The following is a 16,218-nucleotide window of genomic DNA, read 5'->3' on the forward strand; positions in this document are numbered from 1 at the left end:
GGGCCGGCTCGTTCGTGCGGAGCGCGGGGGACTACACGTCCACCTTCGCCCGCTTGACGACCTTGGAGCGGACCGTCAGGGCCAGCACGATGAACAGCAGGCCGTAGAGCACCAGCGGGATCGGACCGGTCACGAACACCGAGTAGTCGCCGTTGGAGGACAGCAGCGCGTCGCGCATGCTGGTCTCGGCCAGCGGGCCCAGGACCATGCCGATCAGCAGCGGGGCGACCGGCACGCCGTGGCGGCGCATCAGGAAGCCCAGCACGCCGAGGCCCAGGAGCAGCAGCAGGTCGAAGATCGCCCCCGACGTCGCGTAGATGCCCAGCCCGCAGAACACCGTGATCCCCGCGTAGAGGTAGGGGCTCGGGATCAGCAGGAGCTTGGCCCAGTGCCGGGCGAAGGGCAGGTTGATGACCAGCAGCACGACCATCGCGATGAAGAAGCTGGCCAGCAGCGCCCACACGAGATCCGGGGCGCGGTCGAAGAGCAGGGGGCCCGGCTGCAGGCCGTACTGCTGGAACGCCGCGAGCATGATCGCCGCCGTCGCCGAGACCGGCAGGCCCAGGGCCAGCAGCGCGCCCATGGCGGTGCCGGTGGTCGCGTTGCCGGCGGCCTCCGGGGCGGCCAGGCCGCGGATCGCGCCCTTGCCGAACACCGGGTTCGGGCGGCGGCGGTCGATGCGCCGCTCGACGTCGTAGGACATGAAGGTCGGCACCTCGGCCCCGCCCACCGGGATGACGCCGAAGGGCAGGCCGATCGCGGTGCCGCGCAGCCACGCCGGGGCGGCCTCCTTGAACTCGGCCCGGGAGAGGAACGGCCGGCCGGAGAACTTCGTCTGGTGGGCCGCGGGGTCCCGGCGGATCCGGGCGGCCACGTGCAGCACCTCGCCCAGGGCGAGGACGGCGACGGACACGGTGACCAGGGAGACCCCGTCGAACAGGTTCGGGGAGCCGTACGTGAAACGCTCGGAGCCGGAGATCGCGTCGATCCCGACGGTGGCGATGCCCAGCCCCAGGACCAGGGACGCGAGTCCCTTGGGCACGGAGTCGGAGACCACGGAGGACGTGGCCACGAAGGCGAACAGGGCCAGGGCGAAGTACTCGGCCGGACCGAAGTTGGCCGAGAAGTCGGCCAGCTGCGGGGCCAGGAACACCACGACCACCGAGGCCGCCATGCCGCCGATGAAGGCGCCGATCGCCGCCGTGGCCAGCGCCTGCGGTGCCCGGCCGTCCTTGGCCATCTTGTGGCCCTCGAACGTGGAGGCGATCGCCGAGCCCTGGCCCGGGGTGTTCATGAGGATGGCCATGGTCGAGTCGCCGAACAGGCCGCCGAAGTACACACCGGCGAACAGGATGAACGCCGCGGTGGGGTCGAGGGCGAAGGTCATGGGCAGCAGCAGGGCCACCGCCATGGAGGAGCCGAGGCCGGGCAGCACGCCCACCGCGGTGCCGAGCAGACACCCGACCACGACCCACAGGAGGTTCATGGGGGTGAGTGCCCCCGCGAACCCGTCGGCCAGCAGATTCAGTGCTTCCATGTCAGAGACCGCCTCCCAGGATGCCGGACGGGAGATTGAGCCCCAGGCCGACCGTGAATGCCAGGTAGATCGCGCTGCTCACGAGCAGGGCGAGCGTGATGTCGAAGAGCGGCCGGCGGCTGCCGAAGCCGCGGGCCACGGCCCAGAACAGCAGGGCGGCGGCCAGGATCCAGCCGAGCACCTCGATGGTGAGCGCGAAGGCCAGGAACCCGCCGGCGGCCCAGGCCACCGCGGACCAGTCCGAGTGGGTGCGCCAGGTGCGCTGCGAGGTCTCCTCCGGGTGCTCGGGGGAGCGCAGGTAGTGGACGGTGAGCAGGGCGGTCAGCACGTAGCCGGCCACCGCGAGGATCAGCGGGTAGAACGTGGGCCCGGGGAAGTCGGTCCCCTCGGGGATCTCCATGGTCAGGCAGCCGATCAGCAGGTAGGTGCTGAACGCGGCCAGGACCGCGGGCACCACGAGCCCGCTGCGCCCGTCCCACCAGGAAGACCTGCCGCGAGGTTGCGGAACGGGGCCACCGGGGGTCTGCGCGTGGCGCTCTTCGGCAATCTCGGCGCGGTGCACGGTGTTCGATGTGGGCGTGCTCATCACTTCAGCTCCTTCACCAGGGCGGCGATGCGGTCCTGCTCGGAGGCCATGAACTCGTCGAACTCCTCGCCCGCCAGATACACGTCGGTCCACTTGTTGCGCTCGACGGCCTCCTGCCACTCCGGGGTGGCGATGGACTCCTCGAGCAGGGTGCGGAGCTCGGCGAACTCCTCGTCGGTGATCCCGGGAGGGGCCAGGACGGCCCGCCAGTTCGCGAGGTCCACGTCGTAGCCCTGCTCGGTGAGGGTCGGGATCTCGACCCCCTCGAGGCGCTGCGGGGCGGCCATGCCCAGGGCCCTCAGGCGGCCGGCCTCGATCTGGTCCGCGACGTCCATGTAGCCGGAGGTCGCCGCGTCGGCGGTGTGCGTGATCAGGGCCTGGGTGGCCTCGCCGCCGCCGGACTTGGGGATGTAGGTGGTCTCGGAGGGCTCGATGCCGGCGGTGAGCGCGAGCTCCGTCATCACCAGCTGGTCGAAGGTGCCGCCACCGGTCCAGGCGACCTCGGCCGGGTTCGCGCGCCACGCCTCGACGAGCTCGTCGATCGTCTCGTAGGGCGAGTCGGCGGGGACGACGACGACGTCGTACTCCTCGACCACCCGGGCGATCGGGCGCACGTCGTCGTGCGTGACGGCCGAGTCGAGCTGCGCCACGCCGGCGACGAGCCCGGCACCGGTGACCATCAGGGTGTTGGCCCGGCCCTCCATGGTCGAGAGCTGCCCCAGGCCGATGGTGCCCGCCGCGCCCGGGATGTTGACCACCTGGGTGTTGTTCACCAGGCTGTTGGCGCGCATCGCCTGCTGCTGCTCGCGCATGAACGTGTCCCAGCCGCCGCCGGCGCCGGCCGGGGCGATGAGGGTCAGGTTCGCGCGGATGTCCGAGCCGGTGGCCGCGGACTGGAACGAGAAGACGGCGGCCAGGCCGACGACGACGGCGGTGACGACGCCGTAGACGGCCAGCGCGACCGGGTGCCGGCGCCGCGTGCCGGACTGGGTCTGGATCGGTGGTGAACTCACGGGTTTCGCTTCCTTCGGGACGGTGTGCGTCGGGATGGACGGGAGGCTCTGACCGAGCCGCTGCATCGACGGTAGGTGACCCGGATCACGCTCCGGCGGTTGATCCGGCTTTCGTGCGAAGTGATCGTTGTGCTGGTTCTGCGCATTCTGCTCACGCCGGAAACGGGCGGCCGGCCGGCATCGGCCCTAGGGTGGATCCCGTGTCGTCGCCGGGTCCGGCGCCGCGCCGGGGCCGGTTCCGACAGCCGGCACCCGTCGTCCCCACGTCCCCTCGGAGGCCCCCATGACCGTCCTCGTCGCCCGCACCAGCACTCCCGAGGGCGAGGCCGCGCTCGCGGCCGCCGTCGAGGAGGCCCGCCGCCGCGCGTCGGACCTGCTCGTATTCAACCTCGAGGGCGCCCAGCTGGACCCCGAGACCGGCGAGCTCGACGGCGTTCCCGTCACCTTCCGCACCCCCGACACCCGCAACCGGGACGCCGTGGGCGAGCTCCTCGACACCGCGGAGCAGGTGGACGCCTCCGCCGTGGTGATCGGCGTGAAGCACCGCAGCCCGGTCGGCAAGCTGCTGCTCGGCAGCGCGGCCCAGCAGATCCTCCTCGAGGCGAACGCCCCGGTGATCGCGGTCAAGCCCCGGCGCTCCTGAGGCATGGCGTCCGCCGCACCGCGCTCCGGGGCGTGGCTGTGGTTCCTCGTGGCCGGTGCGCTGCTCACCCAGACCGCGCTGAACCTGGTCCGGCCCGTCACCACCTACAAGCTGCTGTCCCTGGACGCGGACGCGGTGACGGTCGGCCTGGTCACGGCCGCCTACGCGGTGCTCCCGCTCGTGACGGCGATGTGGCTCGGGCGGATGACCGACCGCGTGCGCGAGCTGCGGACCATGGTCGTCGCCGGCGCCCTGCTCCTGGCCCTCGGGGCGCTGGCGCTGAGCGCCGCCCCCGGTGCGGCGCTCGTCGCCGCGGCGAGCGCCCTGCTCGGGATGGGGCACCTGGTGTTCACCATCGCGGGACAGGCCGCCGTGGCCCGCTTCTCCCCGGAGGACCAGCTCGACAAGGGGTTCGGCTGGTTCACCGCCGCGTTCTCCGCGGGTCAGCTGCTCGGGCCGCTGCTGGCCGCCCTGCTGCTGGGCTCGGGCCACGACGTCGACTCCCCGGAGCGGGTCGCCGACATCACCCTGGCGCTGTGGGCCGGCGCGGCACTGTCCCTGCTCGTGGTCCCCGTGATGCTCGTGCGCGCCCGCACCTCCCGTTCCGGCCGGGACCGCACCGACGACGACGTCGTCGACGCCGCGCGGCGGGCGCACCCGGCCACCGGTGAGCTCGAGGCGGTGGCCGAGCCCCGGGCGTCGATGCTGCGCATCCTGCGGGTGCCGGGGGTCCCGTCCCACATGCTGGCGGCCCTCTCGCTGCTGGCGATGCTCGACATCCTCACGGCGTTCCTGCCGCTCGTGGGCGAGCGGGCGGGGGTCTCCCCGGCCTGGGTGGGCGTGCTGCTGGCCGTGCGCGGCGGGGCCTCGATCGTCTCGCGCGTCCTGCTGCCGTGGCTCGCCCGCCGGCTCTCCCGCAGGACGCTGCTGCTGATCAGCCTCTACGGCGCGGGACTGGCCCTCGTGCTGCCGCCCCTGGTGATCACGGTGCCGTGGCTGGCGGCGCTGTGCCTGTTCGTGGGCGGCTTCTGCCTGGGGCTCGGGCAGCCGCTCACCATGACGCTGATCTCCACGGCGGTGCCGGCCTCCTGGCGGGGCTCGGCCCTGGCGGTGCGCCTCGTGGGCAACCGCGTGGGCCAGGTGGCCATGCCCCTGCTCGCCGGCCTGGTGGCCGCCCCGCTCGGTCCCGCCGGGGCGATCTGGTTCACCTGCGCGGTCCTGCTGGCGAGCGGGCTGGAGAAGACCGTGCGGCGGGCATGAGCTCCGTCCCGTCCCGGGTCCGCACGACCGCCCGGGAGTAGGATGCGGTGACCGGACCGAACAATGGAGTCTCCGTGAACGCACAGGCCCACGTCCTCACCGAAGTCTCTGCCCGGGTGTCTCCGGAACGTGAGACGGAACTTCTGAACGGCTACCGCGCCCTGGCCGCGCAGCCCTATCCCGACGGCCTGCTCCGTTCGGAGCTCCTCCGGGCCGGCGACGGGAGGTGGAGGGTGCAGACGCTCTGGCGGGACCAGGCAGCCCTGGACGCCATGCGGGCCCGGCCGGAACCGCCCGCCGCGCCGCGGCTCTTCCGGTCCGTGGGAGCCGAGCCGAGCCTCGTGGTCTGGCAGGTGGCCGTGTCCCTCGACCCCACGGCCACCGCCGAGGCCTGAACCCCGGCCGAGGTCCCCGGCGCCCGTGCCGGGACGAGGTCTCCCGGCCGAGGGCGCCGGTCGTCCACAGGCTGCGCACAGGAACGCCATAACGACGTCACATTACCGCCTGGTTGGCTCGTGAACAGCGAGGACCCGAGGGTCCACGACCGTCGGGCAGGGGGCCCGCCGGCACGTCCGACAGGAGGAACCCGCCGCCATGGCAGACGTCCACAGCCCGTCGTCCGGGAGACCGTGCCGGGAGGGGGAGGAGCACTCCGGCACGCGGGTCGCCAGGAGACGACGGCTCGTGGGCGTCGACGCGGCCCGGGGTCTCGCGCTGATCGGGATGATCTCCGTCCACATCCTGCCGTCCTGGGACCCGGAGACCTTCGAGTCCACGCTGCAGTGGCAGCTGTTCGCGGGCCAGGCCGCCGCGCTGTTCGCCCTGCTGGCCGGGGTCGGCCTGTCCTTCACCTCCGGCGGCCGCACACCCCACCGGGGCCGGCCCGCGAGCGCCGACCGGCTGGGCCTGCTCGTGCGGGCGGTCCTGATCACCGTGCTGGGCCTGCTCGTCAACCAGGCGATGCCCGCGGATCCGCCGGCGTACAACATCCTCGTCTACTACGGGATGTTCTTCCTGCTCGCGATCCCGTTCCTGCACCTCGGGGCGCGGTCGCTGTTCGTCCTGGCCGGGGGCTCCGCCGTGCTCGGTCCGGTCCTCGTGCACGTGCTGCGCCCCGTGCTGCCGGCGATGGAGACCTACAACCCCACCCTCGCCGGCGTGGCCTCCGACCCCGGCACGGTGCTCGCCCAGGTGCTGCTCACCGGCACCTACCCCGCCCTGCCGTACCTGGCCTACCTCCTGGCCGGACTCGCGATCGGCCGGCTGGACCTGCGCTCGGCCCGCGTGCAGGGGCGGCTGCTGTGGGCCGGGCTGCTGCTGGCCGTCGGGGCGTGGCTCGTCTACTGGGCCCTGGTCGTGCAGGGCGGCGGATGGGAGCAGCTGATCAGCGCCACCCCCGGGATGACCGACGAGGGCGTGACCGACATCGTGGTGTGGGGCCCGAACCCGGAGCTGCCCACCACGACCTGGTGGTGGCTGCTGACCCCGGGCCCGCACACCAACACGCCGGTCGCCGTCCTGCAGGACCTGGGCGGCGGGGCCGCCGTGCTCGGCCTCTTCCTCCTGCTGACCCGCCGGTGGAGCTCGTGGCTGCTCCCGCTGAGCGCCATGGGGTCGATGACCCTGACCCTGTACACCGCGCACCTGCTCGGACTGGCGCCGATGCTCCACTACGACCTGCCCGTCCTGTGGTTCGTCGTCCACGTGCTCGTCGCCGCCGTCTTCGCCACGGTCTGGAACCGGACCAGGGGCCGCGGTCCTCTCGAGCAGGTCGTGGCACGGTCCGCCGGAGGGGCCCGCGGGCTCGTCCTCCGCAGGGGCGGGCGCCGGGACTGACGGGCCGTCGCCGGCGAAGCGGAATCAGCTCAGTCCGTGGGGCACTGACGCTGCGCCGGCCCCTCGTGGTCGGGGACCGGCCGGGCCTCGGCCTCCTGGGCCGTCGCCGCGACCCCGTTGCGCTCGATGTCCTCGATCAGCCAGTCCATCTCGAAGATCTCCCGTCGCTGCGCCTCGCTGATCTCGACCGCCAGTTCGCACACCCGCACGTCGGCGAGCTCGGCGCGCTCGGACCGGGTGATGGCCAGGGAGTGGTGCGGGATCATCGAGCTCATGAACGCGGTGTCCTGCACCGTGGTCTGACTGCGGTCCAGGTAGGCTCCGCCGCCCAGGAGCAGGAGGCTGATCACCACCACGGCCACGTTGGCCTTGGTGTTCTTGTACATGTTCAGCATCCAGGCGAGCATGACCAGGCCCATGGTCCCGCCCATCGTGAGCGTCATGAAGAGGCGGTTCTCGCTCCAGCGCACGTGGCTCCACTCCCAGGAGCCGATGAACATGGCGGCGTACATCACCACCATCGCCGTCAGGATCATCGCCCCGAAGCGCACGTACATCGTCGTGGAGCCGTGCGACCCGTGCTCGCCGTGCTGGTTCCCACCGTGCTGGTGCTCGTGGGCCCGTTCGTCTCCCGTGTCCGACACAGAACTCCTCCGTTCTCCGCTGCCCGGCTCGGCGCGACCGTGTGGAACCGCGCCTCATGACATACAACAGACCGTAGTCAACCGGCTCCCCGCGTCGGGCCGGACGGCTCTGAAGATTCGACGAAGAAGGTCGGCCCGTCACCAGCCGGCTCGGGCGGGCCGGACGGGCCGCCCGCGGCTCCTGACGGCGGTGGCCGGGCGCTGCGCCGTCAGCCGGCCGGGGGGAGCCGGACCGTGAACACCGTGCGGCCGGGCCGGGAGTCCACGCCCACCGTCCCGCCGTGGGCCTCGACCACCGAGCGCACGATCGACAGCCCCAGCCCGGTGCTGCCCTCGCGGGTCTGCCGGGAGGTGTCCAGGCGGCTGAAGCGCTCGAAGAGCTTGTCCTGGAAATCCGGCGGGATGCCCGGGCCCTCGTCCAGCACGGAGACCTCGGCCCAGCCGTCCGCGGCGCGGCGGACGGAGGCGGTGACCGCGGTTCCCGCGGGCGTGTGCTTGCGGGCGTTGGAGAGCAGGTTGGCGAGCACCTGGCGGAGCTGTCCCACGTCGGCGCGCACGGGCACGGCCTCCTCCGGCAGGTCCACGGACCACTGGTGGTCGGGTCCGGCGGCCGAGGCGTCGGTCAGCGACTCGAGGACGAGCTCCGCGAGGTCGGCCTCCCGCATCTCCGGCGGGCGGCCCTGGTCCAGCCGGGCCAGCAGCAGGAGGTCCTCCACGAGGGCGGTCATCCGCAGCGTCTGCTGCTCGACGCGGGTGAGGGACGCCCGGCCGGCCTCGGTGAGCGGCTCGGTGAGCCGCAGCATGTCGGTGTAGCCCCGCACGGCCGTCAGGGGCGTGCGCAGCTCGTGGGAGGCGTCGGCCACGAACTCCCGCAGCCTCGACTCGGAGCGCTGCCGGGCCGCGAGCGCCGAGTCCACGTTGTCGATCAGGGAGTTCAGGGCAAAGCCCACCTCCCCGACCTCCGTGCCGGGCTCGGCCAGTTCCGCGGGGACGCGCTGGTCCGCCAGGGAGACCTCCCCCGAGGCCAGCGGCAGGCGGGCGACGTCGGCCGCCGCGGCGGAGACCTGCTCCAGCGGGCGCAGGGACCGGCGGACGAGGATCCAGCCGAGGATCCCGGAGCCGACGACCGCGAGTGTCGACAGCAGCCCGCTCGCCACGCCGAACGCCCGCATCGTCTCCTGCTTCTCGTCCAGGGGGACCCCCACCAGCACGGAGCCGAGGTGGTACGGGTCGTCCAGGGCGAGCAGCCGGTAGCCGCCCGAGGACAGCGCGGTGTCCACCGGTCCCAGCTCCTCGCCGGTCCGCCCGCCGTGGTCGTTGCCCAGGCGCCGCACGATCTCCTCGATCCGCTCGGCGTCCTCCTCGGGGACGGGCTGCTCCTCGCCGTCGGCGTCGAAGACCCGGCCGCCCCTGACCTCACCGCGCACGACCTGCACCGTCACGTTGCCGGCCAGCGGCGCCCGCCCGCCCGGCGGGCCCTCTTCGCCGTCCAGCTCGAGGTCGGTCACGCCCTGCACGCCCACCTCCTGCACGCGCTGGTTCGTCCGGTACAGCTCCTCGTCCAGCTGCCGGGTGAGCGTCATGTCCAGGGCGGCCTGGCCGAGCAGGCTCAGCGCCGTGCAGGCCGCCGCGAGCAGCCCCACCACCACGAGCAGGAGCCTGGTCCGCAGCTGCCGGGCGAGCAGCCGGAGCGAGTCCCAGCGAGCGCTGCGTCCGGCACTGTGGTCCCACGGGACCGGACGCCAGCGCCCCCTGGAGAAGACGCCGACGGTCCCGCGCGCACGGGAGGGTTTGAGGGCGGCCATCAGGGTGCGGGCTTGATGACGTAGCCCGCTCCGCGGACGGTGTGGATCATCGGGGCGCGGCCGGCGTCGATCTTCTTGCGCAGGTAGGAGATGTAGAGCTCCACGATGTTGGCCTGCCCCGAGAAGTCGTAGTGCCACACCGCACCGAGGATCTGGGCCTTGGACAGCACCCGGCGCGGGTTCTCCATGAGGTAGCGCAGGAGCTCGAACTGGGTCGTGGTCAGCTCCACGGGCTCGCCGCCGCGGGTCACCTCCCGCCGGTCGGTGTTGAGCACGAGGTCCCCCACCACGAGCGTGGCGCTGTCCTGGGCCGAGACCCCGGAGCGCTGGACGAGCCGGTGCAGGCGGATCAGCACCTCCTCGATCGAGAAGGGCTTGGTCACGTAGTCGTCCCCGCCGGAGGCCAGGCCCTGGATCCGGTCCTGGACCGTGTCCATGGCCGTGAGGAACAGGACCGGCACCTCGGGGTAGGACCGGCGGATCCGGGCCAGGATCTCCAGGCCGTCCAGGCCCGGCAGCATCCGGTCCAGGACGAGCACGTCCGGGGCGAAGTCCCGGGCCTGCTGCACGGCGTCGTGGCCCTCGTGGGAGATCCGTGCGTCCCACCCGCACATCCGCACCCCCATGGCCACGAGATCGGCCAGGGCCGGCTCGTCGTCGACGACGAGGACGCGGACGGGCGAGCCGTCCGGGTGGGTGAGGCGGGGCAGGACCTCGGTGAGGGCGGCGAAGCTGGAGACGGACGACATGGGAGCTCCCGGTTCCGGCCGGAGGGCCGGGCGCGGGTGCGCCGCGGCCGCCCGGGGGACGACTGTGCCGGTGCGGGCCGACCCGCACCGTGGTGACGCACCCAGTCTTCCGCACCCGGATAGGCACCGCTCCTGTGGAAGCTGTGTTACAGCTGTGCGACCGTTCCCGAAGTCACAGCCCGGGTCGGCCTCCGGGCACAGCGCGGGCACAGACCCCGTGCGGATGCTGGATCCATCGAACCAGCACCGCCTCCCGAGGAGTGGACATGAACACCGTCGACATCACCGCCGCCGTCGAGGCCGCCGCCCGCGCCCAGTACGAGCGGGCCGCCGGGGCCGACCCGCTCCGCCCGTCCTGGACGGACTGCGCCGAGCACGAGCGGGCCGTCTACCGCACCGCCGTGCGGCCGCACGTGGCGGCCGCGGCGCCCTTCGTCGCCGCACGCTCCCTGCAGGACGCCGCCACCGCCTTCCTCGCCACCCGCCCCGCCGACGGCGTTCTCCGCAGCCTCGAGTACCCGGCCGTGGAGCTGCGGGCGATGGCCCACCGTCACACGGCCGGCCTGCGCCCCGACCCGGTGACCTCGGCCGGCCACGCGGCCGGTCACGAGGTCGCTCGGACCGCCGGTTCCGCCGCCGGTCAGGCCACGGAGCACGCCGCCGGCTCGGCCGCCCCGCGCCGTGACGTCGTCCGGCCGGCCGCCGCGGCCGTGCGCCGGGCAGGGACCGCGCTGGCCGGGCGCCTCCGCGGCCTCGGCGCCGGGGCCTGACACCCGGCCCCTCACAGGAGAAACACAGGCCGCCAACATCTGCGCCATATGCGCGGTGATCACAGTGGACCTGTATCGGTCCTGCGGGGCCGGACCGGCGGACAGGGGGTCCGTCGGCACGTCGCGTCCGGGGGACACCTGCCATGACCGAAGACCGCCACCACTCCGCACGGGGGATGCCGTGGGCCGGGACCGCGCCACGAACGTCCGGCGCCGGCGCCGGGAGCACCTCGGCGACGTCCTCGTCCGCGGTCACCGCCGCCGCCCCGCCCGCCGCGCCCGTCAAGCGGCGCCTCGTCGGCATCGACGCGGCCCGGGGGCTGGCCCTGATCGGGATGATCTCGATCCACATCCTGCCCGCCTGGAACGCGGCGACGTTCCAGCCCACGCTCCAGTGGACGGTCTTCGCGGGCCGCTCGGCCGCGCTGTTCGCCCTGCTCGCCGGCGTGGGCCTGGCCTTCAGCACCGGGGCTCGCACACCCCACACCGGCCGGGCCATGACCGCGGACCGCTGGGGTGTCGCCGTCCGGGCGCTGCTCATCGCGTCCCTGGGCCTGGCGATCAACCAGGCGCTCCCGGGGAGATCGATCGAGGACGTCCCGGCCGTCAACATCCTCGTCTACTACGGGGCCTTCTTCCTGCTGGCCATCCCGTTCCTGGGGCTCTCCGCCCGGGCGCTCCTGCTCTGCGCGGGATGCTTCGCCCTCGCCGGGCCGGCGCTCATGCACCTGCTGCGGGACGTCCTGCCGGTCGTCGAGAACTACAACCTGGCCTTCGCCGACCTGCTGACGGACCCGGGGGGCTCCGCCGCACGGCTGCTGCTGACGGGGGTGTTCCCGGCCCTGCCCTACCTCGCCTATCTCCTGGCCGGACTGGCGATCGGCCGGCTGGACCTGTCCCGGCTCCGGACCCAGATCGGCCTGCTGGTCGGCGGCGTGCTGCTGGCCGCCGCGGCGTGGGCGACCTCACGGCTGCTCCTCGGACCCGCGGGCGGTCTCGCGGAGCTCGTGCGCAGCACCCCCGGCCTGGACCGGGAGCTGGTCGCCGACGTCCTGCGGTTCGGCCCGGATCCGACCCTGCCCACGACCACGTGGTGGTGGCTCGCCGTGGCCGGGCCCTACACCAACACCCCACCGGCCCTGCTCCTGGGCCTGGGCTCGGCGGCCGCGGTGCTGGGCCTCTGCCTGCTCCTGGCCCGCCGCACCAGCGGGTGGCTGCTGCCGCTGAGCGCCATGGGGTCCATGACCCTGACGGTGTACTCGGCCCACCTGCTCGCCCTGTCGACCGAGCTGCACTACGACGAGCCGATGTGGTTCGTGGTCCACGTGGGGGTCGCGATGGTCCTCGCGCTGGTCTGGCACCGGGTCATGGGGCAGGGGCCCCTCGAGCGGGCGGTCGCCGCGGCCGTGCGAGCCGTCCGCCGCAAGGTCCTGGCGGGCGGCCGCACGGGGTGAGGCCGGCCGCCGTTGGGCGAGGGCAGCCCGACGCGCGGGTGAGGCCGTCCGCCGTCCGGCTCGGGCCGGCCGCCGCGCGGGAAGGGCGCGGCTACCGGGTCGCGCCGACGGAGGCCCCGGCCGCGGTGGCACCGGAGCCCGCAGCTCGTGGATCGGCGGCACCGGACTCCGCAGCGCCTGACTCCGCGGCACCGGACTCCGCAGCACCGGACTCCACGCCGTCGGCCGTCGCGGTCCGGCCGAGGGTGAGCTGCCGGCGGTGCACCGCCCAGGCGAGGACGAGCAGCCCGACGACGGCCAGTCCCACGCCCACCACGGCCGGGGCGCGGTAGCCCCAGCCCGCGGAGATCACCGCGCCGCCCAGGAAGGCGCCCATGGCGTTGGCGAAGTTGAACGCCGCGTGGTTCATGGCGGCCGTCAGGGAGGGGGCGTCCTTGGCCTCGCGCAGCAGGCGGACCTGCAGCGAGGTGGTGAAGATCGAGCCCATGATGCCGATCCACAGCACGACGACGAAGACCGCCGCGGGCACGTGGACGAACATCGCGAAGGCCGCCAGCGCCAGCCCGGAGACGGCCGCGCTGCCCAGGGCGGTGCGCTCGACGGAGCGGTCGATGAGCGGGCCGGCCAGCAGCGAGCCCACGGTCATGCCCACGCCGAACAGGGCGAGCACCCACGGGACCGTGCCGATGTCGAGGCCGGTGAGCTCGGTGAGGGTGGGGGAGATGTAGGTGTAGACCGCGAACATGCCGCCGAAGCCCACGGCTCCGGCCAGCAGCGTGAGGGCGACCTGCGGCCGGGCCAGGGCGCGGGCCTCCTGGGCGGCCGAGGCCATGCCCTCGTTGCGGGTGCGCGGCACCCACAGCGCCAGGGCGCCCAGGGTGAGGAGGCCGATGAGCACGACCAGGAGGTACGCGGCGCGCCAGCCGAGGGCGCCGCCCAGGGCCGCCGCGAACGGCACGCCCACGATGTTGGCGATCGTGAGTCCCAGCATCACGCGGGCCACGGCGGTGCCGCGGCGCTCGCGGGGCACAAGCGAGGCGGCCACCACGGCGGCCACCCCGAAGTACGCCCCGTGGGGCAGGCCCGAGAGGAAGCGGGAGACGAACAGCCACTCCAGCGAGGGCGCGGCGGCCGAGAAACCGTTGCCGACGACGAACGTGAGCATCAGGGCCAGCAGCAGCGTCTTGCGCTCCACGCGGGCCGCCAGGGTCGTGATCAGGGGCGCGCCGACGACCACGCCCAGGGCGTAGAGCGCGATGGAGTGGCCGACCTCGGGGACCGAGGCGTCCAGGTCGCCGGAGATGAACGGCAGCAGGCCCATCGAGGCGAACTCGGTGGTGCCCACGCCGAAACCGCCCATGGCCAGGGCGAGGATGGCGAGTCGGGTGCCGGTGCGGCCTGGGGCGTCGACCACCTGGAGCAGGGAGGTGCGGGGAGCGGACACGGCGGATCCTTCCGGAACGGACGGGAGATCGGGTGCGGGGGCGAGCGCGGGCACCGGCGCGGGAACGCGGGCGGCAACGAGCGCGGGAACGAGCGCGGCGTCGACCCCGGAGACGTGGCGGGGCGATGGGGAGCAGGCATCGGTGCAGGACAGCTGCTCTCGATGCTACGTGCCATCGGCGCGCCGGCCCATGGCCGCGGGCTGTGATCTTGGTCCGATTGTCAGGTCCGGGGAGAGCCCCGTCACCCCGTGGTCAGCGGAACGCGGAGTGGCCGGTGAGCCTCTGGCCGAGGATCAGGGTGTGCACCTCGTCGGTGCCCTCGTAGGTGCGCACGGACTCCAGGTTGTTGGCGTGGCGCAACGGGGAGTGCTCGAGCGTGATGCCGTTGCCGCCGAGCATCGTGCGTGCCTCCCGGCACACCTCGATGGCGACCCGGCAGTTGTTGAGCTTGCCCGCCGAGATCATGTGGTTCTCCAGACGGCCCTCGTCCTTGAGCCGCCCGATGCGCAGCGCCAGCAGCTGCCCCTTCTGGATCTCCAGCGCCATGTTCACCAGTTTCTCCTGCGAGAGCTGGTAGGCCGCGAGGGGCTTGTCGAACTGGATGCGCTGCTGGGAGTACGCGAGCGCTGCCTCGAGGCTGTCCCGCGCGGCCCCCAGCGCGCCCCAGACGATGCCGTAGCGCGCCTCGTTCAGGCACGAGAACGGGCCCCGCAGCCCCGGGTTCTCCGGGAGGATCGCGTCCGCCGGGAGCCGGACGTCCTCCAGCGCGATGTCGCACTGGACGGACGCCCGCATCGACAGCTTCGGCTCGATCGGGGTGGCCGTGAAGCCGGGGGTGTCCGTGGGCACGAGGAAGCCGCGGACCCGCTCCAGGCCGCTCTCGTCGACGGCCTTGGCCCAGATCACGGCCACGTGCGCGATGGAGGCGAGACCGATCCAGCGCTTGGCGCCGTCGAGGACCCACTCGCCGCCGTCGAGGACCGCGGTCGTCGCCATGGTCGAGGGATCCGAGCCGGCGGTGGGCTCGGTGAGCCCGAAGCAGCCGACGATCTCGCCCGCGGCCATGCCGGGCAGCCAGCGCCGCTTCTGCTCCTCGGAGCCGTGCTTGGCGATCGCGGACATCGCGAGCGAGCCCTGCACCGAGACGAACGTGCGCAGGCCGGAGTCCCCGGCCTCCAGCTCCTGCATGGCGATGCCGTACTGCACGGCGGACTTCCCGGCGCACCCGTAGCCCTGGAGGTGCATCCCCAGGAGGCCGAGCTGCGCCATCTCGGGGACGATCTCCTGCGGGAAGACGGCGTCCGCGAACCACCCGGCGATGTTGGGGCGGATCCTGCGGTCCACGAACTCGCGGACCGCGTCGCGCGTCTCGCGCTCCTCGGGCGCGAGGTCGGACTCGAGGTCGAGCAGATCGATCAGGTCGGGCAGGTCGACGGCGGCGGCGGTCATGGGGTCCTCCTGGGTGGCGGGGCGGGCGGATGCCTGTGACGAGGGTGGCGCACGGACCCGGGCAGGGGAACCCTTCTCCGGACAATTGAGCAACAGGTATCACTGAAGGTGTCATTAGGTATTTGAGCTTCTACAGTCCTTCGGGCAGTGTGATCTGCAATACACCGCCCCGACCCACGGAGGACTCCCGTGCCCGAACCGCTCACCGACACCGACACGCACCCCGCCACCGACCTCGTCGCCGGGCCCCGGGTCGGTGTCGACCGCACCGGTCCCGTGGCCGTGGTGACGCTCGACGACGAGCGCCGCCGCAACGTGCTCGGTTCCGGCCTGCGCCGGCAGCTGCGCTCCGCGATCGGCGACCTCGCCGCGGACCCCGTGGTCCGGGCCGTGGTGCTCACCGGGGCGGGGCCGTGCTTCAGCGCCGGAGGGGACCTCGCCTCGATGCCGCCGGCCGACCCGGAGGAGTCCACCGCCCGGATGGCGGAGGTCGCCGGTCTCCTGCGGGAGCTCTCCTCCCTGGACAAGCCGGTGGTCGCCGCCGTGACCGGGCCCGCGGCCGGGGTCGCCGCCGGTCTGGTGTGCTGCTGCGACGTCGTGGTCGCCGGTGAGGGAGCACGCTTCCTCTTCCCGTTCACCCGCCTGGGCCTGGTGCCCGACGGGGGGCTGCTGCACTCGCTGGCCCAGCGCGTGGGCCCGGCCCGGGCCCGGACCCTCCTGCTGGCGGCCGAGCCCGTGGACGCGCGGACCGCTCTGGCCGTGGGGCTGGCGGACCACGTGGTCGCCGACGCCGTCGTTCTCAGCACGGCCACGGAGCTGGCCCTGGACCTCGCCGGCCGTGCGCCGCTCGCCGTCGCGGCGGTGAAGCGGGGGGTCCGCGAGGCCTCGGGCTCCCTCGAGGACGCCCTCGCCTTCGAGCAGGCCCACCAGCCCGTGCTCTTCGGCACATCCGACTTCCTGGAGGGCAGGCGCTCGTTCTTCGAGCGGCGCGAGCCCACCTTCTCCGGGCGCTGAGCGCCCACCGCAC

Annotated in this window: 15 protein-coding genes; 7 read left to right on the forward strand and 8 right to left on the reverse strand. The window is 73.4% G+C overall.

Features of this window, described 5'->3' with window-relative positions; translation table 11 throughout:
* Window positions 1-31 precede the first annotated feature (31 nt).
* Genes ACH9EU_RS13225 through ACH9EU_RS13235 form a run of 3 tightly spaced genes read right to left on the reverse strand, consistent with a single transcriptional unit; the run spans window position 32 to window position 3,079 of the window.
* On the reverse strand, window positions 32-1,537 hold the full coding sequence (locus ACH9EU_RS13225; protein ID WP_396414378.1) for a tripartite tricarboxylate transporter permease: 1,506 nt from the start codon (window positions 1,535-1,537) through the stop codon (window positions 32-34).
* Between the two features lies 1 nt (window position 1,538).
* The gene (locus tag ACH9EU_RS13230; protein ID WP_396414379.1) at window positions 1,539-2,123 is read right to left on the reverse strand and encodes a tripartite tricarboxylate transporter TctB family protein; all 585 of its coding nucleotides are present in this window, start codon (window positions 2,121-2,123) and stop codon (window positions 1,539-1,541) included.
* A complete protein-coding gene (locus ACH9EU_RS13235) occupies window positions 2,123-3,079 on the reverse strand; it encodes a tripartite tricarboxylate transporter substrate-binding protein (protein WP_396414444.1) in 957 nt (318 codons plus the stop codon). The genes ACH9EU_RS13230 and ACH9EU_RS13235 overlap by 1 nt, the downstream gene beginning before the upstream one ends.
* Window positions 3,080-3,419: 340 nt before the next feature.
* On the opposite strand from ACH9EU_RS13235, the gene ACH9EU_RS13240 reads away from it, so the two are divergent.
* The 4 genes from ACH9EU_RS13240 to ACH9EU_RS13255 all read left to right on the forward strand — a co-directional run bounded on the left by ACH9EU_RS13240 (window position 3,420) and on the right by ACH9EU_RS13255 (window position 6,875).
* A complete protein-coding gene (locus ACH9EU_RS13240; protein WP_396414380.1) occupies window positions 3,420-3,779 on the forward strand; it encodes a universal stress protein in 360 nt (119 codons plus the stop codon).
* A 3-nt stretch (window positions 3,780-3,782) separates the two neighbouring features.
* A complete protein-coding gene (locus tag ACH9EU_RS13245; RefSeq protein WP_396414381.1) occupies window positions 3,783-5,039 on the forward strand; it encodes an MFS transporter in 1,257 nt (418 codons plus the stop codon).
* A gap of 74 nt (window positions 5,040-5,113) precedes the next feature.
* Window positions 5,114-5,434, forward strand: a complete 321-nt coding sequence (locus ACH9EU_RS13250) for an antibiotic biosynthesis monooxygenase (RefSeq protein ID WP_396414382.1) — start codon at window positions 5,114-5,116, stop codon at window positions 5,432-5,434.
* 199 nt (window positions 5,435-5,633) lie between these two features.
* On the forward strand, window positions 5,634-6,875 hold the full coding sequence (locus ACH9EU_RS13255; RefSeq protein ID WP_396414383.1) for a heparan-alpha-glucosaminide N-acetyltransferase domain-containing protein: 1,242 nt from the start codon (window positions 5,634-5,636) through the stop codon (window positions 6,873-6,875).
* Window positions 6,876-6,904: 29 nt separating this feature from the next.
* On the opposite strand, the gene ACH9EU_RS13260 is transcribed toward ACH9EU_RS13255, so the two are convergent.
* The 3 genes from ACH9EU_RS13260 to ACH9EU_RS13270 all read right to left on the reverse strand — a co-directional run bounded on the left by ACH9EU_RS13260 (window position 6,905) and on the right by ACH9EU_RS13270 (window position 10,073).
* Window positions 6,905-7,519, reverse strand: coding sequence for a DUF305 domain-containing protein (locus ACH9EU_RS13260; protein ID WP_396414384.1), 615 nt, complete (start codon window positions 7,517-7,519; stop codon window positions 6,905-6,907).
* A 209-nt stretch (window positions 7,520-7,728) separates the two neighbouring features.
* Window positions 7,729-9,324 (reverse strand): ATP-binding protein, encoded by a 1,596-nt coding sequence (locus tag ACH9EU_RS13265; RefSeq protein ID WP_396414385.1) that lies wholly within the window; start codon window positions 9,322-9,324, stop codon window positions 7,729-7,731.
* Entirely contained in the window at window positions 9,324-10,073 is a 750-nt protein-coding gene (locus ACH9EU_RS13270; protein ID WP_396414386.1) for a winged helix-turn-helix domain-containing protein, read from the reverse strand. Before ACH9EU_RS13270 ends, ACH9EU_RS13265 begins: the two co-directional genes overlap by 1 nt.
* A gap of 266 nt (window positions 10,074-10,339) precedes the next feature.
* Here ACH9EU_RS13270 and ACH9EU_RS13275 point away from each other — a divergent pair, with 266 nt between their 5' ends.
* The gene (locus ACH9EU_RS13275) at window positions 10,340-10,843 is read left to right on the forward strand and encodes a hypothetical protein (RefSeq protein WP_396414387.1); all 504 of its coding nucleotides are present in this window, start codon (window positions 10,340-10,342) and stop codon (window positions 10,841-10,843) included.
* Between the two features lie 143 nt (window positions 10,844-10,986).
* A complete protein-coding gene (locus ACH9EU_RS13280; RefSeq protein WP_396414388.1) occupies window positions 10,987-12,297 on the forward strand; it encodes a heparan-alpha-glucosaminide N-acetyltransferase domain-containing protein in 1,311 nt (436 codons plus the stop codon).
* A 91-nt stretch (window positions 12,298-12,388) separates the two neighbouring features.
* Here ACH9EU_RS13280 and ACH9EU_RS13285 read toward each other — a convergent pair whose 3' ends face one another.
* Both ACH9EU_RS13285 and ACH9EU_RS13290 read right to left on the reverse strand, forming a co-directional pair.
* Window positions 12,389-13,741: an MFS transporter gene (locus ACH9EU_RS13285; RefSeq protein WP_396414389.1), complete on the reverse strand. Its 1,353-nt coding sequence runs from the start codon at window positions 13,739-13,741 to the stop codon at window positions 12,389-12,391.
* A gap of 253 nt (window positions 13,742-13,994) precedes the next feature.
* The gene (locus tag ACH9EU_RS13290; protein WP_396414390.1) at window positions 13,995-15,191 is read right to left on the reverse strand and encodes an acyl-CoA dehydrogenase family protein; all 1,197 of its coding nucleotides are present in this window, start codon (window positions 15,189-15,191) and stop codon (window positions 13,995-13,997) included.
* Between the two features lie 189 nt (window positions 15,192-15,380).
* Here ACH9EU_RS13290 and ACH9EU_RS13295 point away from each other — a divergent pair, with 189 nt between their 5' ends.
* Window positions 15,381-16,205, forward strand: coding sequence for an enoyl-CoA hydratase-related protein (locus ACH9EU_RS13295; RefSeq protein ID WP_396414391.1), 825 nt, complete (start codon window positions 15,381-15,383; stop codon window positions 16,203-16,205).
* The last annotated feature ends 13 nt before the right edge of the window (window positions 16,206-16,218 follow it).

The sequence above is a fragment of the Kocuria rhizosphaerae genome (assembly GCF_044462265.1).
Taxonomy (GTDB): Bacteria; Actinomycetota; Actinomycetes; order Actinomycetales; family Micrococcaceae; genus Kocuria; species Kocuria rhizosphaerae.